This is a genomic window from Paramagnetospirillum kuznetsovii (assembly GCF_003284725.1).
GTDB classification, from domain to species: domain Bacteria; phylum Pseudomonadota; class Alphaproteobacteria; order Rhodospirillales; family Magnetospirillaceae; genus Phaeospirillum; species Phaeospirillum kuznetsovii.
The window spans coordinates 1-19716 of sequence record NZ_PGTO01000022.1 but is presented as its reverse complement, the minus strand read 5'-3'; the positions used below and the strand labels follow the sequence as shown (position 1 = coordinate 19716).

Sequence of the window (19716 nt, the reverse complement as noted above, 5' to 3'; positions counted from 1 at the left end):
CGCCTGTGGTTGGGCATGGCCGGTTGCGCCATCGCCTTCCTGGTGGTGGTGCCGATGCTCAATCTGGCGATGCCGCCGGACTCGGCGCTGCACATGCCCAATTACATGGTCACCCTGCTGGGCAAGTATCTGTGCTACGCCACCCTGGCGCTGGCCATGGATCTGGTCTGGGGCTATTGCGGCGTTCTGTCCCTGGGCCACGGCGCCTTCTTCGCCCTGGGCGGCTATGCCATGGGCATGTTCATGATGCGCTCCATCGGGGCGCGGGGCGTCTATGGCAATGCCGACCTGCCCGATTTCATGGTCTTCCTCAACTGGAAGGAACTGCCCTGGTATTGGATGGGCTTCGACCATTTCTGGTTCGCCGCCCTGATGGCTTTGGCGGTGCCGGGCGCCCTGGCCTTCGTGTTCGGCTGGCTGGCCTTTCGCTCCCGCATCACCGGCGTCTATCTGTCCATCATCACCCAGGCCATGACCTATGCCCTGATGCTGGCCTTCTTCAGGAACGAGATGGGGTTCGGCGGCAATAACGGCCTGACCGATTTCAAGGACATCCTGGGCTTTCCCCTGGCGGAGCCGTCCACCAAGCTGGGTCTGTACATGCTGTCGGCACTGGTGCTGGGGCTGGCCTTCCTGGTGGCGCGATTCGTGGTCACGTCCAAGCTGGGCCGCATCATGATGGCGGTCCGCGATGCCGAAAGCCGGGTGCGCTTCCTCGGCTATTCCCCCACCTGGGTCAAGCTGTTCGGCTTCACCCTGTCGGCCATGCTGGCTGGGCTGGCCGGAGCGCTTTACGTGCCGCAGGTGGGCATCATCAATCCGTCGGAATTCTCGCCCGCCAATTCCATCGAGATCGCCATCTGGGTGGCGGTGGGCGGGCGCGGCACCCTGGTGGGCGCCGTGCTGGGCGCCTTCGCCGTCAACGGTGCCAAGACCTGGCTGACCGGGGCGGCGCCGGAACTGTGGCTGTTCCTGCTGGGCGCCCTGTTCATCGCCGTCACCCTGGGGCTGCCCAAGGGGCTGCTGGGCTTGTGGGGCCAGATTCGACGCAAGGAGAAGGCCCATGCTTGACGACAAATTCGAAGTCCAGGTGGACGAACCCCATGGCCCCGGCGTTCCCGCCGCCGGTTCCATCCTCTATCTGGACGGCGTCTCGGTCAGCTTCGACGGCTTCAAGGCGCTGAACGCCCTGTCGCTGATCCTGGCGCCCGGCGAGCTGCGCACCATCGTCGGCCCCAACGGGGCGGGCAAGACCACCATGATGGACGTGATCACCGGCAAGACCCGGCCCGACGAGGGCGACGTGCTGTTCGACGAGAAGGTCGACCTGACCCGGCTCGACGAGTCCGAGATCGCCAATCTGGGCATTGGCCGCAAGTTCCAGAAACCGACGGTGTTCGAGCATCTCAGCGTGTTCGAGAATCTGGAACTGGCGCTGAAAGCCGATCGCGGCGCCTTCGCCACCCTGATGTTCTGGCTGAGCGGCGAGCAGCGCGACACCATCGACGCCACCATGGCCCGCATCGGCCTGGCCGACAAATCGCGGCACTTGGCCGGAGCGCTGTCCCATGGCCAGAAGCAGTGGCTGGAGATCGGCATGCTGCTGATGCAGGACCAGCGGCTGCTGCTGCTGGACGAGCCGGTGGCGGGCATGACCGATTCCGAGACCGAGGCCACCGCCCAACTGATCCTGGATCTGGCCAGGGACGGCTCGCGTTCGCTGGTGGTGGTGGAGCACGACATGGAATTCGTCCGCGCGCTCGGCGCCAAGGTCACCGTGCTGCATGAGGGCTCGGTATTGGCCGAGGGCACGCTGGAAACCATTCAGGCCGATTCCAAGGTCATCGAAGTCTATCTGGGGCGCTGAGAGAATGCGGAAAGCCATGAAAAGTCCGGGCAAGACACCCTCTCCCCTCGTGGGAGAGGGGCGGGGTGAGGGGGCGCGCGTCCGCGCGGCGCGTGACTCTTGTCCACGGACTCTACGGAATAGACTCGTATCGCGCGCCGACGCGCGGCCCCCTCACCCTAAATCCCTCTCCCACAGGGGGAGAGGGACTTTGCTGCCCACGGGGGCTTCATCATGCTGACGGTCGAGAATATCAACCTCTATTACGGCGCCAGCCACGCGCTCCGCGGCGTCTCGCTGGCGGCCGAGCCGGGCAGGGTCACCTGCGTGCTGGGGCGCAACGGCGTCGGCAAGACCAGCCTGATGCGCGCCGTCATGGGGCTGCAAGGGGTCAAGAGCGGCGCCATCCGCTGGGAGGGCAAGGACATCACCGCCATGAGCGCCCATCAGCGGGCACGGGCCGGTATCGGCTTCGTTCCCCAGGGGCGCGAGATCTTCGCTCGCCTGACGGTGAAGGAAAATCTGGAAACCGGCTTCGCGCCGCTGCCGCGCGCGCGGCGCACCATTCCCGACGAAATCTTCGAACTGTTCCCGGTGCTCAAATCCATGCTGAGTCGGCGCGGCGGCGACCTGTCGGGCGGCCAGCAGCAGCAGCTTGCCGTCGCGCGGGCCCTGGTGACGCGGCCGCGCCTCCTGATCCTGGACGAGCCCACCGAGGGCATCCAGCCCTCCATCATCAAGGATATCGGCCGGGTCATCCGCCTGCTGGCGGACTCCAAGCTGACCGAATGGGGCGCTATGGCGGTTTTGCTGGTGGAGCAATATTTTGACTTCGCCAAGGAACTGGCCGACGATTTCGCGGTCATGGACCGGGGCGAAGTGGTCCTGTCCGGTCAAGCCGCCACCATGGTCGAGGATGATGTTAGACGCTACCTCACCGTCTGAGACGCCGCTTGCCCGCATGTGGGGCAAGGCCGAAATCGTCTTCGAGCCGGGTCGGCTGGGCCGTCTGTACCAGCAGGCGCCGTTGCGCGTGCTGTTCCCCGATCCCCCCGATGGCGAGCCGATCCAGGCTGCCCTGGTCACCACCTCCGGCGGGCTGGCGGGCGGCGACCGGCTGGAGCTTTCGGCGCGGGCGGCGGCGGGTGCCGTCGGCATGGTGGTCGCCAGCGCCGCCGAGAAAATCTATCGTTCCACCGGTCCCGATACCAAGGTGGACATCGGCTTGACGGTGGAGAAGGGGGCTTGGCTGGAAGTCCTGCCCCAGGAGACCATTGTGTTCGAAGGCGCCCGCCTGCGCCGTTCCACCCGGCTGGATCTGGCGGCCGATGCCCGCGCCATGGTGGGGGAAATGCTGGTGTTCGGCCGCACCGCCAAGGGTGAAAGCCTGAGCCAGGGTCTCGTCCACGACGCCTGGGAAATTCGCCGCGACGGCCGTCTGATCTGGGCCGATGCCCTGCATCTGGACGGCGACATCGCCGCCAAGCTGAAGGCGCCGGGCGGGTTCGGCGGCGCCCTCGCCTGCGCCACCCTGGTGCTGGCCACCCCGCGGCCGATGATCCTGCGCGATGGGGTCCGCGAGATGCTGGACGGCCGCGCCGGGGCGACGGTGGTCGGTGATCTGCTGATCGTGCGATGGCTGGACGAGGATGCCGCCCGGCTGCGCAAGAGCTTCGGAACAGTATGGGCGATGTTGCGGCATGAAGCGGCGGGACTACCGCGACGGCTGCCGAGGATTTGGGAGATTTGATCCACGAATGAACACGGATAAACACGAATAATTTTTTAAAATCAGGGTGAAAATATCAAATTTTTATTCGTGTTCATTCGTGGACTTCCTTCATGGTCTTGACGAAAGAGGACTGGGAATCATGAACTTGAGCCCTCGGGAAAAGGACAAGCTGCTGATCGCCATGGCCGCCATGGTGGCGCGCCGCCGGTTGGAGCGCGGCGTCAGGCTGAACTACCCGGAAGCGGTGGCGCTGATCACCGACTTCGTGGTCGAGGGCGCCCGCGATGGCCGCAACGTGGCGGAGCTGATGAGCGAGGGCGCAAGCGTGCTGACCCGCTCACAGGTCATGGAGGGCATCCCCGAGATGATCCACGATATCCAGGTGGAAGCCACCTTTCCCGACGGCACCAAACTGGTGACCGTCCACAATCCCATTCGCTGACGGGGGCCGCCATGATCCCAGGGGAAATCATCACCGCGCCGGGCGAGATCGTGCTGAACGACGGCCGCGCCACCGTGACGCTCGCCGTCGCCAATACCGGCGACCGTCCCATCCAGGTGGGCAGCCATTACCACTTCTTCGAGACCAACGGGGCGCTGTCCTTCGATCGCGCCAAGGCCAAGGGCTTCCGCCTCGACATCCCGGCCGGAACCGCCGTCCGCTTCGAACCCGGCCAGACCCGCGACGTGACCCTGGTGGCCTATGCCGGGTCCGGCGAGGTCTGGGGCTTCAACGGCCAGATCAATGGGACGCTAAAATGAATTCATCCACGAATGAACACGAATGAACACGAATAGGCCGTCCGGCGGTGAAGGACTGTCGCCCGAGGTCGAAGCGGTGACCAAGACCGTCATCGGCGCCGCCTTCGAGGTGTCCAATGTGCTTGGAGCCGGGTTCCTCGAGGTTCTCTATCGGCGCGCCATGGTCAAGGAGCTTCGCCTGCGCGGTCTGGAGGCGGAGGAAGAGGTTCGATTCACCGTTCATTACAAGGGCGATGATATCGGTACTTATGTTGCCGACCTCGTGGTCGATGGATGTGTCGTCGTGGAGTTGAAAGCTTTGGACAGTCTGACCGGTGCCCATTCCGCCCAAGTCCTGAATTATCTAAGGGCGAGTGGCCTTAAAGTCGGGATGCTGTTCAATTTCGGCAGGCCGCGCCTGGAAATGAAAAGACTTCTACTGTGACTTCTCCCCATTCGTGTTCATTCGTGTTCATTCGTGGACAATAAAGACAATTCCTGGACAGGATGCATCCCATGGCATTTCGCATCGAACGCAAGGCCTATGCCGCCATGTTCGGCCCTACCACTGGCGACAAGGTGCGGCTGGGCGATACCAATCTGGTGATCGAGGTGGAGAAGGATTTCACCACCTATGGCGAGGAGGTGAAGTTCGGCGGCGGCAAGGTCATCCGCGACGGCCAGGGCCAATCGCAATTGTCGCGCGCCCAAGGCGCGGTGGACACCGTCATCACCAATGCCCTGATTCTCGATCACTGGGGGGTGGTCAAGGCCGATATCGGCTTGAAGGATGGACGCATCGCCGCCATCGGCAAGGCGGGCAATCCTGACATCCAGTCCGGCATCGACATCATCATCGGCCCCGGCACCGAGGTCATCGCGGGCGAGGGCCGTATCGTCACCGCTGGTGGCATCGATTCCCATATCCATTTCATCTGCCCGCAACAGGCCGACGACGCGCTCTATTCCGGCGTCACCACCCTGCTGGGCGGCGGCACCGGCCCGGCCGAGGGCACCAACGCCACCACCTGCACCCCCGGTCCCTGGCATCTGGGCCGCATGCTGCAAGCCGCCGAGGGTTTGCCGGTCAATCTGGGCTTCTTCGGCAAGGGCAATACCACCCGGCCCGACGGGCTGGAGGAGATGATCCGGGGCGGCGCCTGCGGCCTGAAACTGCACGAGGACTGGGGCACCACCCCGGCCTCCATCGACAATTGCCTGACGGTGGCGGATCGGTTCGACGTTCAGGTGGCCATCCACACCGATACCCTGAACGAATCCGGTTTCGTGGAAAACACCGTGGCCGCCTTCAAGGGCCGCACCATCCATGCCTTCCATACCGAAGGCGCGGGCGGCGGCCATGCGCCCGATATCCTGAAGCTGTGCGGCGTCGCCAATGTGCTGCCGTCGTCGACCAATCCCACCATGCCGTTTACCGTCAACACCATCGACGAGCATCTGGACATGCTGATGGTCTGCCATCACCTGGATTCGCGCATCCCCGAGGATGTGGCCTTCGCCGAAAGCCGTATCCGCCGCGAGACCATCGCGGCGGAAGACGTGCTGCACGATCTCGGCGCCATGAGCATGATGAGTTCGGATTCCCAGGCCATGGGCCGCATCGGCGAGGTCATAACCCGGACGTGGCAGACCGCCCACAAGATGAAGGCCCAGCGCGGCCAGCTTCCCGGCGAGGCGGGCAACGACAATCTGCGCGCCAAGCGCTATATCGCCAAATACACCATCAATCCCGCCATCACCCACGGCATTTCCGCCCATGTGGGCTCGGTGGCGGTGGGCAAGCTGGCCGATCTGGTGATCTGGAAGCCCGCCTTCTTCGGGGTGAAGCCCGATCTGGTGCTGAAATGCGGCACTATCGCCGCCGCCCTGATGGGCGATCCCAACGCCTCGATCCCGACACCGCAGCCGGTGCATTACCGCCCCATGTTCGGAGGCTTCGGCCGGGCGCTTCAGTCCGGTTCGGTGACCTTCGTCTCCCAGGCGGGGCTGGAAGCCGATCTGGGCCGCAAGCTGGGCCTGTCGCGTCAATTGCTGGCGGTGTCGGGCACGCGGGGGCTGACCAAGTCGGCCATGATCCACAACGACGCCTGCCCCCAATTGGAGGTGGATGCGGAAACCTACGAGGTGCGGGCCGACGGGCAATTGCTGAGTTGCGAACCTGCGGCGGAATTGCCGCTGGCCCAGCGCTATTTCCTGTTCTGACCATGCGCCGCGCCACCGCGATCCTTGCCGCCGGAACCTTCGCCGAGACCACCGCTTCGGTGACCCTGGCCGCCCATGACCGCCATCGCCGCCGTTTCCGCATGTGTGACGACAGCGGGGCCGAGTTCCTGCTGGATCTCCCCAATGCCGTCCATCTCAAGGACGGTGACGGCCTGGCGCTGGATGGCGGCGGGGTGATCGTGGTGCGGGCGGCACGGGAAGAGGTGGCCGATATCCATTGCAATTCGCCGGACCTGGCCGCGCGCGTGGCATGGCATGTGGGCAATCGCCATGTGCCGGTTCAGGTCTTGGCGGGCGGTGGGTTGCGGGTGACGGCCGATCCGGTTCTGATGGACATGGTGGAAGGGCTGGGGGCGAGCGTGACCCGTCACACGGCGCCGTTCCAGCCGGAACCGGGCGCCTATGACCCGCACGGGCTGCTGGCGGCGCCCGAGCCGCTGGTGAGGTGGGGATGAAGTCGCTTCTGCGTCTGATGGCGTGGCTGTCGCCCTCGTTTCCGGTGGGGGCGTTCGGCTATTCCCACGGGCTGGAATACGCGGTGGAGGCGGGCCTGTTGCGCGATCTGGCCGGTACCCTGGACTGGCTGACCACGTTGATTTTGGAGGGAAGCGGCCGGATCGATGCCGATCTGTTTCTCGCCGCCCATGGCGCCGAAACCGACGAGGATCTGGATCGGGTGGTCGATCTGGCCGCCGCATGGCGGGGCACCCAGGAACTGGCCCTGGAATCCTCGGCCCAGGGCGCCGCCTTCCTGATCGCCGTTTCGGCCGCCTGGCCCGATCCGTGGTGGGAGGAATGGAAGGCCCGGCTCAAGGTTCTGGCCCGCCAGCCCGCCTATGGGGTGGCGGTGGCGGTGGCCGCCAAGCGGGCGGGCATCGCGGCGGAACCGGCCCTGGCCGCCTATCTCCACGCCTTCGCCGCCAATCTGGTCTCGGCTTCGGTGCGGCTGGTGCCGCTGGGCCAGACCGACGGCCAGCGGGCCATGGCCGCCCTGGAGGCGGTGGTGCTGGATGCGGTGGCGGCGGCGCTGGTCCGTCCCGCCGAGGACATGGGGGCGGCGACCCCCATGTTGGACTGGTGCTCCATGGCGCATGAAACCCAATATACGAGGCTGTTCCGCTCATGAGTGCATTTCGGGTCGGGATCGGCGGACCGGTGGGGTCGGGCAAGACCGCCCTGATGGATTCCTTGTGCAAGCGGCTGCGCGACGACTACGACATCGCCGCCATCACCAACGATATCTACACCCGCGAGGATGCCGAGTTCCTCACCCGCTCCGGCGCCCTGGCGCCCGAGCGCATCCTGGGGGTGGAGACCGGCGGTTGTCCCCATACCGCCATCCGCGAGGATGCCTCGGCCAATCTGGCGGCGGTGGCCGAGATGCAGGACCGCTTTCCCGACCTACAAATCATCCTGGTGGAATCCGGCGGCGACAATCTGTCGGCCACCTTCTCGCCCGAACTGGTGGACGTGACCATCTATGTCATCGACGTGGCGGCGGGCGAGAAGATCCCCAGGAAGGGCGGTCCCGGTATCACCCGCTCGGACCTGCTGGTCATCAACAAGATCGACCTCGCCCCCCTGGTGGGCGCCAGCCTGGAGGTGATGGAGCGTGACGCGGCCCGCATGCGCGGAACCCGGCCGTTCCTGTTCTCCAATCTGAAGACCGGCCAAGGGCTGGCCGAGATCAGCGGTTTTATCCTGAAGAGTGGCGGATTGGCCTAACAGGGTGAGGGAAAAACTCGTTCCCGCCCTTTTTATCGTCACCCCCGCGCAGGCGGGGGCCCATGTTGACGCAAGGGCGGGCTTTAGCCAGAAGGTACTGAGCGGCTGATGCATGGATTCCCGCTTTCGCGGGAATGACGGGGGGTTACTGCCCCCCCTAACGCTTCTTCTTGCCGTTCTTGGCCTGTTTGGCCAGGGGCGGGAACCAGTCGTGCAGACGCGCCTCGGCGGGGAAGACCTTCTCGCCCCGCCACCATGCGGCACTGGCGTCGGGGCGGTGGATCACCGCCTTCAGGGCGGGCATGAAATCGACGCCGGGGCAATCGCGTCCGGCACGGTGGAAGGGCAGGGCAAGGCCGAACACCGCGCCGTCGAACACGTCCTTGGGCGGCGTCTGGTATTCGTGGCTGGGGGCGGGGCCGAACATGGGCAGGTCCATCTTGGCGTAGGTGGTCATGCACCAGCGGGCGTCCAACTGATACAGCCCCCGGCATTTCAGCGGCCGCAGCGCATAGATGGAACAGGCGCCGTCCACCAGGAAGGCGCAGGCGCGACCCTGGGGCCAGGCATCCAGGCGGGCGATCAGCGCCTCGGCATCGGGATGGGAGCGCAATTGCTCGGCGATATGCAGAACCTCGACGGCGGCGGCGCCGACCCGCTGATGGCAGCACCAGCCGCAGCCCTTGCCGCAGGCCGCCTTTGGCGTTCCCAGGGCGAAGGCGGGGGTGGCGCGCACCTCGGCCCACAGGCCCTCGGCGATGGCGAAGGCCTCGGCCACGGCGGCGGTGGCGCCCGCCGCCCCCTGGGCGAGGTGTGGCGTGACGGCGGCATGGACGGCGTCGAAGGCGGCGTCCTTGATAGGGGAACTGGCGGCCCCGCCCGAGCGGGAGGCGGAAATGGCGCCAAGCGCCGAATCGGCGGTGAAGGGAGTGTTCATGGCGGCAAGATAGCAAGTCGGATGCGGCCACGCTACCGGTCAGAGGAATCTTACGCCACGTCCAAAAGCCTCGTTGACGCCTTCGCCCCGGCCCTCATACACTCCGCCCGGGCCACGGCCCCCCAACGGGCCGCGTCCCTTCCTAGCTGGGAGGGTTTCATTTCATGTCCGATTTTCCGCAGCCGAGCGTTCGGCCGAGCAATCCCAATTTCTCTTCTGGTCCCTGCGCCAAGCGTCCCGGTTGGACGGTCGACGCGCTGAAGGATACCCCGGTCGGCCGGTCGCACCGCGCCAAGATCGGTAAGGCCAAGCTGGAAGAGCTCATCACCCGTACCCGCGACATTCTCGGCATTCCCGCCGATTACCGCATCGGCATCGTTCCCGCCTCGGATACCGGCGCGGTGGAAATGGCCATGTGGTCGCTGCTGGGCGCGCGCGGCATCGACGCGCTGGCCTGGGAAAGCTTTGGCGATGGCTGGGTGACCGATATCACCAAGCAGCTCAAGCTGGAAGACACCCGGGTCTTCAAGGCTGGCTACGGCGAGCTGCCCAAGCTGGGCGAGGTGGATTGCGACCGCGACGTGGTCTTCACCTGGAACGGCACCACTTCGGGCGTTCGGGTTCCCAACGGCGACTGGATCAAGTCCGACCGCAAGGGCCTGACCATCTGCGACGCCACCTCGGCCGTGTTCGCCATGGATCTGCCGTGGGACAAGCTGGACGTGGTCACCTGGTCCTGGCAGAAGGTGCTGGGCGGCGAGGGTGCCCACGGCATGCTGGTGCTCAGCCCCCGCGCCGTCGAGCGCCTGACCACCTACAAGCCCGCCTGGCCGCTGCCCAAGATCTTCCGCATGACCTCGGGCGGCAAGCTGTCGGAAGGCATCTTCAAGGGCGAGACCATCAACACGCCCTCCATGATCGCGGTGGAAGATCAGTTGGACGCCCTGAAATGGGCCGAGTCCCTGGGCGGCCTCAAGGCCCTGATCGCCCGTTCGGAAGCCAATCTGAAGGCGGTGCAATCCTGGCTGGACAAGTCCGATTGGGCCGCCAATCTGGCCGACGACGCCAAGGTGCGGTCCTGCACCTCCATCTGCCTGTCCATCAAGGCGCCCTTCTTCGCCAAGCTGTCGGCCGACGACCAGGCCGCCGCCGCCAAGAAGATCGTCTCGCTGCTGGAGAAGGAGAAGGTGGCCTACGACATCGGCGCCTATCGCGACGCGCCGTCGGGTCTGCGGGTCTGGGGCGGCGCCACCGTCGAGACCTCGGATATCGAAAAGCTGCTGCCCTGGCTGGACTGGGCCTTCGCCCAGGTCAAGGCCGAATTCGCGTCCAAGGCCGCTTAAGCCAAATCAACACAAAACACGGGCGCCGCTTCATTGCGAAGCGGCGCCCGAATACCATGAGGGAGTTGTCATGCCCAAAGTCCTGATCAGCGACAAGCTGAGCCCGGCCGCCGTCCAGATCTTCAAGGATCGCGGCATCGAGACCGACGTCAAGGTCGGCCTCGCCCCCGACGAGTTGAAGGCCATCATCGGCAATTACGATGGTCTCGCCATCCGCTCCAACACCAAGGTCACCGCCGAGATCCTGGCCGCCGCCGCCAATTTGAAAGTCGTCGGGCGCGCCGGCATCGGCGTCGACAACGTGGATGTGCCCGCCGCCACTGCGCGCGGCATCGTGGTCATGAACACCCCCTTCGGCAATTCCATCACGACGGCCGAACACGCCATCGCCATGATGTTCGCCCTGGCCCGCGACATTCCCCAGGCCGACGCCAGCACCCATGCGGGCAAGTGGGAAAAGTCCAAGTTCATGGGCGTCGAGCTGACCGGCAAGGTGTTGGGCATCGTCGGCTGCGGCAATATCGGCGCCATCGTCGCCGATCGCGCCCAGGGTCTGCGCATGCGCGTCATCGCCTATGACCCCTTCCTGTCGCATGAGCGCGCCAAGGAGCTGAATGTCGAGAAGGTGGAGCTGGACGAGCTGTTCCCCCGCGCCGACTTCATCACGCTCCACACGCCGCTGACCGATGCCACCCGCAACATCATCGACGCCAAGTCCATGGCCAAGATGAAGAAGGGGGTTCGCATCATCAACTGCGCCCGTGGCGGTCTGGTGGTGGAAGAGGATCTGAAGGCGGCCATCGAATCCGGTCATGTGGCCGGGGCGGCGCTGGACGTGTTCAAGGCCGAGCCAGCCAAGGAGAACATCCTGTTCGGCAATGAAAAGGTGGTCTGCACGCCGCATCTGGGGGCCTCGACCTCGGAAGCCCAGGAAAACGTCGCGCTGCAGGTGGCCGAGCAGATGGCCGACTATCTGCTGACCGGCGCCGTGACCAATGCCTTGAACATTCCCTCGGTCTCGGCCGAGGACGCGCCCAAGCTGCGCCCCTATATGACGCTGGCCAATCAGTTGGGCAGCTTCGCCGGTCAACTGACCGAAACCGGCATCAAGGAAGTCAAGATCGAGTATCTCGGCCATGTGGCCAGCCTCAACACCAAGCCGCTGACCGCCGTGGTGCTGGAAGGGCTGCTGAAGCCCATGAACGAGGCCGTCAACATGGTCAACGCGCCTGTCGTGGCCAAGGAACGCAATATCAAGGTGTCCGAGGTCAAGTCCGAGAGCGAGGGCGACTATCACACCCTGGTCCGCCTGACCGTTACCACCGACCAGCGCGAACGCTCGGTGGCCGGGACTCTGTTCGGCGGCGACAAGGCCCGCGTGGTCGACATCAAGGGCATTTCCATCGAGGCCGAGCTTGGCCCCAACATGCTCTACGTCACCAATCAGGATAAGCCGGGCTTCATCGGCGCCCTGGGCACCCTGCTGGGTCAGAACGGCGTCAATATCGCAACCTTCCATCTCGGCCGCTCTGTGTCGGGCGGCGACGCCATCCTGCTGACCCAGGTGGATCAGCCGGTCGGCAGCGAGCTGCTGGAGAAGGTGCGGGCGCTGCCGCAGGTGGTGCAGGCCAAGGCGCTGAAATTCTGATCCTGGATCGGAGACGAAACCCCGTCGGATTTCGGTCCGGCGGGGTTTTTTATTGGGCGGCTGGGAAACGCGGCGCCGTCAGCACATCGGTGTGCTCGTGCAGCTCCCATCGGGTGGGGCACATGCCGCAAATATGCTCCGGCGCATAATTGGCATTGAGGAAGGCGGCGTATTCGGCCGCCGAAGCCATGACGTCGAGGCCCTGATAGGCAAGATAGGGCTGCCACTCCGGCACGTCCTGGAGCCCGAACTTCGCGGTCACCAGATCCAGGAAGGCGATGGGCGGGCATTTCCACAGCCGCCCCTTGTACAGCGTCGTGCAGAATTTGCTGGTGCACAGCTCCCAGGATTGCTGTGGCGCGCCCTCGGCATAGGGGCGCATGGTGGGGCCTTCGCCCAGATAATTCCGCGCAAAGGCGTAGTAGCCTTCGCGCACCACCATGTCGACGCCATGGCGCTCCGCCTGCTCACGGGCGGCGACCAGGGCGGGCTCGAAGCGCTGCAGATAGGCCTGGTCCAACTGGGAATGGCGGCTGATGGCCAGCTTGGCGCCGGTATCGGCCAGGGTCCGCCACAATTCCGGCTGGCGATCCAACAGCAGGCCGTTGCTGGCAACGATCAACTCCACCTCGGGCCACAGCTCGCGGGCCAGGACGATATAGTCGCACAGTTCGGGGTTGAGAGTGGGCTCGCCGCCCAGGATCTGGAAATGGCGCGGCCGGACGCGGGCCTTCAAAGCCGCCAGCCAGGGGGCCGATTCGCGCAGCGAAACCAGTCCCTTCAATCCGTAGTTGGAGTAATGGGTGCAAAAACGGCAGTGGAGATTGCACGACTGCGCGATATCCATCTCGATGCCGAAAGGAAGGTCGAAAATGTCTTGCGGCGCGTCGTTCACTGGCCGTCTCCGAAGGGGGCTTCGGCATTGTGCGCCACCGGGCGGAGGCGGGTCAATGTCCTGCGGCCCATGGGCGGCGGAGGCGCTGAAGCGGCGTTTCCCAGGTCACCGAGCTTGTGGGGTGTTGTCGACAATATTCAACATGTGGTATGCACATACGAAATATATGCCTATTACACCATAGGTATCGGTTGATCAATTGGTGGTGCTCTAGAACGTCTCCAATGCTACCCTTTTGGATAGGGGGCTGCCAGGGGTGGCGGTCATTCGGGAGGGGTGGGATAGGATGTCTTGGATATTTTCTTCGCGCGGCGCCGAGCCTGCGGTTGTGAGTGATCGGTCATGTGAATCCGATACCATCGTGAAAAGCCCAATGGCCGCCATCGAGGCGACGGTGGACATGATCATCGCCGGAAAATACCACAGCGTTCCCGACGGCGATTGCTCCCTGACCCGTAAGTTGAAGGAAGCCGCCCGACTGTTGGAGGGCAAGGCCAAGGCGACCCTTGCCATGGATGTGGAGCTTTCGGTCAATATCAACGAGGCCGTCACCAAGGCGGCGGGCATGATGCGCGACGTCAACGAGGTGGATCGGCGCAGCCAGGCCATCGCGGCGGCTTCCGAGGAACTGGTCGCCAGCGTCGGCGAGATCGCGCGGAATTCCGATGCCGCCGCCGAGGAAGCCCGCTCGGCCCAATCCGTCGCCCAAGACGGCCAATCCGCCGCCGATCAGGCCATCCATGCCATGCATTCCATCGCCGAGGCGGTGAAGGCCGCCGCCAGCAAGGTGGATGTCCTGGCGCAAGCCTCGGTGAAGATCGGCGATATCGTCAATCAGATCGAGGATATCGCCTCGCAGACCAATCTGCTGGCGCTGAACGCCACCATCGAGGCGGCGCGGGCGGGAGACGCCGGTAAGGGCTTCGCGGTGGTGGCCAACGAGGTCAAGACCCTGGCCAATCAGACCGGCAAGGCCACGGTGGATATCCGCAGCCGAATTGAAAACTTGCGGGTCGAAATGGGCGAGATCGTTCGGACCATGCAGGAAGGCGCCGAGGCGGTCCAGCGCGGCGAGGATGTCATCAATGCCACCAGCAACGGCATGCGCCGCCTCGCCGGGCAGGTGGAGGGGGTCTCGATCAAGATGGCTGAAATCGCTGGCATTCTCAGCCAGCAGACCGCCGCGTCCCAGGATGTCTCGGAAGGCGTGGGGGCCATCGCCAATCTGGCCGCCAACAATGTCGCGACCATCGGCGATGTGGTCCAGGAAATGGACAGCGCCTCCAAGAAGGTGGTGGCCACATTGAACGGCATGGCCGATCTGGAGATCGAGGATTTTACCCTGCATGTGGCCAAGTCCGATCACATGTTGTGGCGCAAGCGGCTGGCCGACATGGTGGTGGGACGCGAAATCCTCAATCCCGACGATTTGGCCGACCATACCAAGTGTCGACTGGGGAAATGGTGCGCCACCTTGCAGGATCAAAGCATTCTGTCGCATCCCGCCTTCGCCCGGTTGGAACAGCCCCACCGCGAGGTTCACCAACACGGTATCGATGCGGCGCGCCGCTTCAAGGCTGGTGATCTGGACGGCGCCCTGGTGTCCATCGCCCTGGCGGCGGAGGCCTCAAAGGGGGTGATGTCCAGTCTGGAAGAGCTGGGAAATCGCAACAGGTTCTGACGCAGCCCCGTCACACCGTCATTTCCGTTTGCCGTTCCGCGCTAAAAGCGATACCTAGGCTGTTGCTCGAATAACAGGGCGGCGATGGCCGTCCATTTTTCAGGTTGCGACATCTCCGATGACCGATTACGCCAATCGCGCCTTGCTGCCCGGCGGCCTGCGCGACCTGCTGCCGCCCGATGCCGCCTTCGAGGCAAGTGTCGTCAGCGGGGTGATGACTCATTTCGCGGCTCACGGCTATGAGCGGGTCAAGCCGCCGCTGATTGAATTCGAGGAAAGCCTGCTGGACGGCGCTGGCGCCGCCACCTCGTCCCATACCTTCCGGGTGATGGACCCGCTCAGCCAGCGGATGATGGGCCTGCGCGCCGACATGACGCCGCAGGTGGCCCGCATCGCCACCACCCGGCTGGCCCAGGAACCCCGGCCGCTGCGGCTGTCCTATGCCGGTCAGGTGTTGCGGGTGAAGGGGACGCAACTGCGCCCCGAACGCCAGTTCGGTCAGGCGGGCATCGAGCTGATCGGTAGCGATTCGCCCGCCGCCGATGCCGAGATCCTGGTGCTGAGCGCCGAATCCCTGATGGTTCTGGGCGTGCCCGGTGTCAGTGTCGATCTCGCCCTGCCGACCTTGGTCCCGGTTCTGTTCGCCGAATTGGGCATCACCGGCGCCCTGGCCGAGCGCATGCGCGCCGCCTTGGATCACAAGGACACCGCCATGGTGGCCGATGCGGGCGAGGCGACGCCGCTGTTGCGCGCCCTGATCGCGGCGGCCGGTCCCGCCGACCGCGCCATCGCCGCCCTCAAGGCTTTGGCGCTGCCGCCCGCCGCCGCCCAGGAACGCGACCGCCTGTCTCGGGTGGTGGATTTGGTGCGCGCCGATCTGCCCGGACTGGCGCTGACCGTCGATCCGGTGGAAAATCGCGGCTTCGAGTATCATACCGGTGTCGGCTTCACCCTGTTCGCCCGTAACATAGGGGCCGAGTTGGGGCGGGGTGGCCGTTATCTGGCGGGTGGCTCCGAGCCCGCCACCGGCGCCACCTTGTTCATGGACTCGGTGCTGTCGGCCCTGTCGCGCCCCAAGGCCAAGGCGCGGGTGTTGGTGCCGCCGGGCACGCCCAGGGCCACGGCCCAGGCGATCAGGGACCGGGGATTCGTCACCGTCGCCGGACTGGAGCCGGATTCGGCATCGACGGCGGAAGCCAAGCGTCTGGGCTGTGGGCATCTGCTCGGCGCGGACGGTATTGTTGAGATTCACTAGGGTAAAGGACGACGAGAATGGCGAATGTCGCGGTGGTCGGCGCTCAGTGGGGCGACGAAGGCAAGGGCAAGATCGTCGATTGGCTCAGCGAGCGCGCCGATGTGGTGGTTCGCTTCCAGGGCGGTCATAACGCCGGTCATACCCTGGTCATCAACGGCGTGACCTACAAGCTGTCGCTGTTGCCGTCGGGCGTCGTGCGCGGAAAGCTGTCGCTGATCGGCAACGGCGTGGTGGTGGACCCCTGGGCGCTGCTGGACGAGATCGCCCGCATCAAGGCCCAAGGCATCGACATCACCCCCGATGTGCTCAAGGTGGCCGAGAACGCCTGCCTGATCCTGCCGCTGCACGCCCATCTCGACAAGGCGCGGGAAGAGGCCAGCGGTTCGGCCAAGATCGGCACCACCGGGCGCGGCATCGGTCCCGCCTACGAGGACCGGGTGGGGCGCCGCGCCATCCGGGTCTGCGACCTGGACGACCGGGCGGTGCTGGAAGCCAAGATCGAGACGCTGCTGCGTCACCACAACGCCCTGTTGCGCGGCCTGGGCGCCGCCGAGGTGGACGGCCAGGAAGTGCTGAACAAGCTGCTGGAGGTCGCGCCCAGGATCCTGCCCTTCGCCGACGTGGTGTGGAAGCGCCTGGACGAAATCCGCCATACCAAGAAGTGGGTACTGTTCGAGGGCGCCCAGGGGGCCATGCTCGACGTGGACCACGGCACCTATCCCTATGTGACCTCGTCCAACACCGTGTCGGGCAATGCCGGGACCGGCGCGGGGGTGGGGCCGGGGCAGGTGGGCTATGTGCTGGGCATCTGCAAGGCCTACACCACCCGGGTCGGTTCCGGTCCGTTTCCCACCGAGCTGTTCGACTCCATCGGCGAGCGCATCGGCGATCGCGGCCGCGAGTTCGGTACCGTCACCGGCCGCCGCCGCCGCTGCGGCTGGCTCGACGCGGTGATGGTGCGCCAGGCCATCAAGGTCGGCGGCATCAACGGCATCGCGCTGACCAAGCTGGACGTGCTGGACGGCCTGGACGAGCTGAAGATCTGCGTCGGCTACAAATCCCAGGGCCAGACCCTGGCCCATTATCCGGCCTCGCAGTCCCGCCAGGCGGATGTGGAGCCCATCTACGAGACCATGCCCGGCTGGTCGGAAAGCACCTATGGCGCCCGCTCGTGGAATGATCTTCCCGCCTCGGCCAACAAGTATATCCGCCGTATCGAGGAACTGATCGAGGCGCCGGTCTCCATGCTGTCCACCAGCCCGGAGCGTGACGACACCATTCTGGTCCACGATCCTTTCGCGACATGATTGTCGGACGGCGCGGCTGCCTCTAAAGTGTTAGCCGCGTCGGCGGTCCGTGGCCGACAAACGGATGGGGCAGATGGCAGAAGCCGAACACGCCGAAGTCGAGGTCGAGGAAGAGGAAAGGGTAGAGGTCGTCCAACCCGTAGCCGGCCCGCCGGGCATGCTGCGCGATCGCTACATGATCCGCTCCAATCATCCCATCCCGGAGCTGTCCACTCCGGGCGGCGAGGCATTCGCCGCCGAGGATAAGCGCGATGCCAACCGCGCCCTCTACGCCCTGATCTGCAAGCCTGAATTGCCGCCGCGAGTCACCGTGATGCGGGCGTTGAAGGGCGTGTCCTCGCCCGGATTGCAGCAACTGGTGGAATGGGGGCCGATGAACTGGGCCCCGGCCGGACGGCAATGCATGGCCGTGATCTACGAAAGGCCGGGCGGCAAACGCTTCATCTCATCGATGAAAAGCGAATTCAAGCGCATCGACGAATACGAGATCGTCAAGCGGGTGATCGAACCGCTGACCTCGGCCATCAAGGAAATCTCGTCGCGCGGCGTCACCCATCGCGCCATCCGCCCCACCAATCTGTTCGATATGAGCGGCAATGGCGATCGGCTCGCTTTTGGCGATTGCGTGTCCTCGCCCGCCGCCTTCGACCAGCCCATCATGTTCGAGACCATCGAATCGGGCATGTGCACCCCCATCGCGCGCGGCAGCGGCACCTTCGCCGACGACTTCTATGCCCTGGGCGTCACCATCGCGCTGCTGCTGTTGGGGCGTAACCCCTGCGCGGGCATGAGCGACGAGGCCGTTCTCTCCTCCAAGATCCAGAATGGCAGCTACAATACCTTGATCGGCGAGGAGCGCCTGCCGCTGGCCATGATCGAGCTGCTGCGCGGCTTGCTCTGCGATGACGGCGACTTGCGGTGGGGGCTCGAGGATATCGATCTGTGGGGGTCGGGGCGTCGCATGTCTCCCCTGCAGCCGCGCGGCGAAAAGCGGGCGGCCCGCGGCTTTCCGTTCCAGGGCAAGGAGTATTTCAACGGTCGCGAATTGTCCCAGGCCATGTCCAAGGCCTGGGAACAGGCGATTCCGCCGGTGGTCGAAGGCAAGGTGGAGCTGTGGCTGCGCCGCGCCGTCGAGGACAAGGACAAGGCCAATATCGTCGCCGACGTGGTGCGCATGGCGCTTAACGAGAGCAGCGACAAGAAAAGCGCCACCGACCTGATGCTGTGCAAGGTGCTGATCATCTTGGATCCGGCGGCGCCCATCCGCTACAAGGGCTTCAACTTCATGCCCGACGGCTTCGGCCCCGCCTTGGCGGCGGTGGTCGCCAGCCGCAGCGACACCCGCCTGATGACCGAGATCATTCTGCGCGAGGTGCCCAAGTTGTGGTTCGGCTTCCGGGGGGAATACCAGCCCGACAATTCCCTGATGGAAACGAACTTCAAGGAGTTGCGTCACTATCTGGCGGCGACCGGCATGGGCTTCGGGTTGGAACGCTGCCTGTATGAAATGAACGACGCGCTGCCCTGCCAAAGCTCGCTGCTGGGCGAGGAATACGTGGTGGACGTAAAGGAACTGCTGCCGGCGCTCAACGCGGCGGCGGCCAAGCGCTCGGACAGTAAGAACGGCCCCATGGACCGCCATATCGCCGCCTTCCTGGGCGCGCGCATGCGCTCGGACATCGACCGCAATCTCAACCAGCTCAACGATTCCAATCCGGGGACCATGATGCTGGCGGTGCTCAATCTCTACGCCGTCTTGCAATATCGCCTGGGGCCTGAATCCATGCCGGGGCTGGCGGGCTGGATGGGGGCGGTTCTGGCGCCGGTGGTGGCCGGATTCCACGGTCGGGTCAAGCGCAAGGAGCTGGAAAAGGAAATTCCCAAGCTGGTGCGCAAGGGCTCCATCGTCGAGATCTACAATCTTTTGGAAAACGTCGACGAAAAGGTGCGCGACGAGCACGAATTCCATTGGGCGCAGGCGCAGTACCATGCCGCCGAGGAAGAGATAAAGCACATCATCACCGAAACCGAGGAGCGCGCCGTCGAGGCAGATCGCATCGGCCGCCAGACGGCGGCGGTCACCGGCATCATCATCGCCATGGTCACCGCCACCGTGACTGTGATCTTGGCGGTGTTCTAGGGTCTATCGACTTTCCGGCGGATAGGCCAAGACATGGGCCACAGATGAACACAGATCCCCGCTGCACGGGACACAGATAGGATATTTTCTCAATTCATCTGTGTGTATCTGTGTTCATGTGTGGACGGCCCCTGCGTTGCAAGGGAAATGTGAAGCAGGCACCACCGGTCTGGGGCAGTCATGTGTCCGGCCTGTTTGCGCGGCATACCTGGCCGCTGGCCA

General features: G+C 64.9%; 19 protein-coding genes. 17 read left to right on the top strand and 2 right to left on the bottom strand.

The annotated features are described in order from the left end of the window. Nucleotides 1-15: 15 nt before the first annotated feature. The 11 genes from urtC (at nt 16) to ureG (ending at nt 8288) form a co-directional block, all read left to right on the top strand. Nucleotides 16-1071 (top strand): urea ABC transporter permease subunit UrtC, encoded by a 1056-nt coding sequence (gene urtC, locus CU669_RS18190; protein WP_205119503.1) that lies wholly within the window; start codon nt 16-18, stop codon nt 1069-1071. Then, nucleotides 1064-1867, top strand: coding sequence for an urea ABC transporter ATP-binding protein UrtD (urtD, locus tag CU669_RS18185; RefSeq protein WP_112147018.1), 804 nt, complete (start codon nt 1064-1066; stop codon nt 1865-1867). Before urtC ends, urtD begins: the two co-directional genes overlap by 8 nt. Before the next feature lie 213 nt (nt 1868-2080). Further along, nucleotides 2081-2791, top strand: a complete 711-nt coding sequence (gene urtE, locus CU669_RS18180; protein WP_112147017.1) for an urea ABC transporter ATP-binding subunit UrtE — start codon at nt 2081-2083, stop codon at nt 2789-2791. Further along, nucleotides 2763-3596 (top strand): urease accessory protein UreD, encoded by an 834-nt coding sequence (locus CU669_RS18175; protein WP_205119501.1) that lies wholly within the window; start codon nt 2763-2765, stop codon nt 3594-3596. The genes urtE and CU669_RS18175 overlap by 29 nt, the downstream gene beginning before the upstream one ends. A gap of 121 nt (nt 3597-3717) precedes the next feature. Then, the gene (locus CU669_RS18170) at nt 3718-4020 is read left to right on the top strand and encodes an urease subunit gamma (protein WP_112147015.1); all 303 of its coding nucleotides are present in this window, start codon (nt 3718-3720) and stop codon (nt 4018-4020) included. A gap of 11 nt (nt 4021-4031) precedes the next feature. Further along, a complete protein-coding gene (locus tag CU669_RS18165) occupies nt 4032-4340 on the top strand; it encodes an urease subunit beta (RefSeq protein WP_112147014.1) in 309 nt (102 codons plus the stop codon). Nucleotides 4341-4362: 22 nt separating this feature from the next. Then, nucleotides 4363-4764: a GxxExxY protein gene (locus CU669_RS18160; RefSeq protein ID WP_112147013.1), complete on the top strand. Its 402-nt coding sequence runs from the start codon at nt 4363-4365 to the stop codon at nt 4762-4764. A 71-nt stretch (nt 4765-4835) separates the two neighbouring features. Further along, nucleotides 4836-6542, top strand: coding sequence for an urease subunit alpha (gene ureC / locus CU669_RS18155; RefSeq protein ID WP_112147044.1), 1707 nt, complete (start codon nt 4836-4838; stop codon nt 6540-6542). 2 nt (nt 6543-6544) lie between these two features. After that, nucleotides 6545-7018 carry an urease accessory protein UreE gene (locus tag CU669_RS18150; protein ID WP_112147012.1) on the top strand — a complete coding sequence of 158 codons (474 nt, stop codon included), beginning with the start codon at nt 6545-6547 and terminating at the stop codon, nt 7016-7018. Continuing rightward, the gene (locus tag CU669_RS18145; RefSeq protein ID WP_112147011.1) at nt 7015-7689 is read left to right on the top strand and encodes an urease accessory protein UreF; all 675 of its coding nucleotides are present in this window, start codon (nt 7015-7017) and stop codon (nt 7687-7689) included. Before CU669_RS18150 ends, CU669_RS18145 begins: the two co-directional genes overlap by 4 nt. Continuing rightward, nucleotides 7686-8288 (top strand): urease accessory protein UreG, encoded by a 603-nt coding sequence (gene ureG / locus CU669_RS18140; protein ID WP_112147010.1) that lies wholly within the window; start codon nt 7686-7688, stop codon nt 8286-8288. The genes CU669_RS18145 and ureG overlap by 4 nt, the downstream gene beginning before the upstream one ends. Nucleotides 8289-8445: 157 nt before the next feature. Here ureG and CU669_RS18135 read toward each other — a convergent pair whose 3' ends face one another. Beyond that, nucleotides 8446-9225 (bottom strand): YkgJ family cysteine cluster protein, encoded by a 780-nt coding sequence (locus tag CU669_RS18135; protein WP_112147009.1) that lies wholly within the window; start codon nt 9223-9225, stop codon nt 8446-8448. A gap of 164 nt (nt 9226-9389) precedes the next feature. Between CU669_RS18135 and CU669_RS18130 the strand changes: the two genes are divergently transcribed. Next, nucleotides 9390-10568, top strand: coding sequence for a phosphoserine transaminase (locus tag CU669_RS18130; protein ID WP_112147008.1), 1179 nt, complete (start codon nt 9390-9392; stop codon nt 10566-10568). Nucleotides 10569-10638: 70 nt separating this feature from the next. Beyond that, the gene (serA, locus tag CU669_RS18125; protein ID WP_112147007.1) at nt 10639-12216 is read left to right on the top strand and encodes a phosphoglycerate dehydrogenase; all 1578 of its coding nucleotides are present in this window, start codon (nt 10639-10641) and stop codon (nt 12214-12216) included. A 49-nt stretch (nt 12217-12265) separates the two neighbouring features. Here serA and CU669_RS18120 read toward each other — a convergent pair whose 3' ends face one another. Further along, nucleotides 12266-13111 carry a radical SAM protein gene (locus tag CU669_RS18120; protein ID WP_112147006.1) on the bottom strand — a complete coding sequence of 282 codons (846 nt, stop codon included), beginning with the start codon at nt 13109-13111 and terminating at the stop codon, nt 12266-12268. A gap of 361 nt (nt 13112-13472) precedes the next feature. Here CU669_RS18120 and CU669_RS18115 point away from each other — a divergent pair, with 361 nt between their 5' ends. The 4 genes from CU669_RS18115 to CU669_RS18100 all read left to right on the top strand — a co-directional run bounded on the left by CU669_RS18115 (nt 13473) and on the right by CU669_RS18100 (nt 19494). Further along, nucleotides 13473-14792, top strand: a complete 1320-nt coding sequence (locus CU669_RS18115; protein ID WP_239988775.1) for a methyl-accepting chemotaxis protein — start codon at nt 13473-13475, stop codon at nt 14790-14792. Nucleotides 14793-14910: 118 nt separating this feature from the next. Further along, a complete protein-coding gene (locus CU669_RS18110; RefSeq protein WP_112147004.1) occupies nt 14911-16047 on the top strand; it encodes an ATP phosphoribosyltransferase regulatory subunit in 1137 nt (378 codons plus the stop codon). Between the two features lie 17 nt (nt 16048-16064). Next, on the top strand, nt 16065-17354 hold the full coding sequence (locus CU669_RS18105; RefSeq protein WP_112147003.1) for an adenylosuccinate synthase: 1290 nt from the start codon (nt 16065-16067) through the stop codon (nt 17352-17354). Between the two features lie 73 nt (nt 17355-17427). After that, nucleotides 17428-19494 carry a protein kinase family protein gene (locus CU669_RS18100; RefSeq protein WP_112147002.1) on the top strand — a complete coding sequence of 689 codons (2067 nt, stop codon included), beginning with the start codon at nt 17428-17430 and terminating at the stop codon, nt 19492-19494. The last annotated feature ends 222 nt before the right edge of the window (nt 19495-19716 follow it).

What these genes read in the sequence shown, in the direction of transcription:
- CU669_RS18150 (WP_112147012.1), top strand. Translation starts at nt 6,545, where the DNA reads ATGCGCCGCGCCACCGCGATCCTTGCCGCCGGAACCTTCGCCGAGACC.
- CU669_RS18145 (WP_112147011.1), top strand. Translation starts at nt 7,015, where the DNA reads ATGAAGTCGCTTCTGCGTCTGATGGCGTGGCTGTCGCCCTCGTTTCCG.
- CU669_RS18110 (WP_112147004.1), top strand. Translation starts at nt 14,911, where the DNA reads ATGACCGATTACGCCAATCGCGCCTTGCTGCCCGGCGGCCTGCGCGAC.
- serA (WP_112147007.1), top strand. Translation starts at nt 10,639, where the DNA reads ATGCCCAAAGTCCTGATCAGCGACAAGCTGAGCCCGGCCGCCGTCCAG.
- urtD (WP_112147018.1), top strand. Translation starts at nt 1,064, where the DNA reads ATGCTTGACGACAAATTCGAAGTCCAGGTGGACGAACCCCATGGCCCC.
- ureG (WP_112147010.1), top strand. Translation starts at nt 7,686, where the DNA reads ATGAGTGCATTTCGGGTCGGGATCGGCGGACCGGTGGGGTCGGGCAAG.
- CU669_RS18130 (WP_112147008.1), top strand. Translation starts at nt 9,390, where the DNA reads ATGTCCGATTTTCCGCAGCCGAGCGTTCGGCCGAGCAATCCCAATTTC.
- ureC (WP_112147044.1), top strand. Translation starts at nt 4,836, where the DNA reads ATGGCATTTCGCATCGAACGCAAGGCCTATGCCGCCATGTTCGGCCCT.
- CU669_RS18135 (WP_112147009.1), bottom strand. Translation starts at nt 9,225, where the DNA reads ATGAACACTCCCTTCACCGCCGATTCGGCGCTTGGCGCCATTTCCGCC.
- urtC (WP_205119503.1), top strand. Translation starts at nt 16, where the DNA reads ATGGCCGGTTGCGCCATCGCCTTCCTGGTGGTGGTGCCGATGCTCAAT.
- CU669_RS18165 (WP_112147014.1), top strand. Translation starts at nt 4,032, where the DNA reads ATGATCCCAGGGGAAATCATCACCGCGCCGGGCGAGATCGTGCTGAAC.
- CU669_RS18170 (WP_112147015.1), top strand. Translation starts at nt 3,718, where the DNA reads ATGAACTTGAGCCCTCGGGAAAAGGACAAGCTGCTGATCGCCATGGCC.
- CU669_RS18175 (WP_205119501.1), top strand. Translation starts at nt 2,763, where the DNA reads ATGATGTTAGACGCTACCTCACCGTCTGAGACGCCGCTTGCCCGCATG.
- urtE (WP_112147017.1), top strand. Translation starts at nt 2,081, where the DNA reads ATGCTGACGGTCGAGAATATCAACCTCTATTACGGCGCCAGCCACGCG.
- CU669_RS18100 (WP_112147002.1), top strand. Translation starts at nt 17,428, where the DNA reads ATGGCAGAAGCCGAACACGCCGAAGTCGAGGTCGAGGAAGAGGAAAGG.
- CU669_RS18105 (WP_112147003.1), top strand. Translation starts at nt 16,065, where the DNA reads ATGGCGAATGTCGCGGTGGTCGGCGCTCAGTGGGGCGACGAAGGCAAG.
- CU669_RS18160 (WP_112147013.1), top strand. Translation starts at nt 4,363, where the DNA reads ATGAACACGAATAGGCCGTCCGGCGGTGAAGGACTGTCGCCCGAGGTC.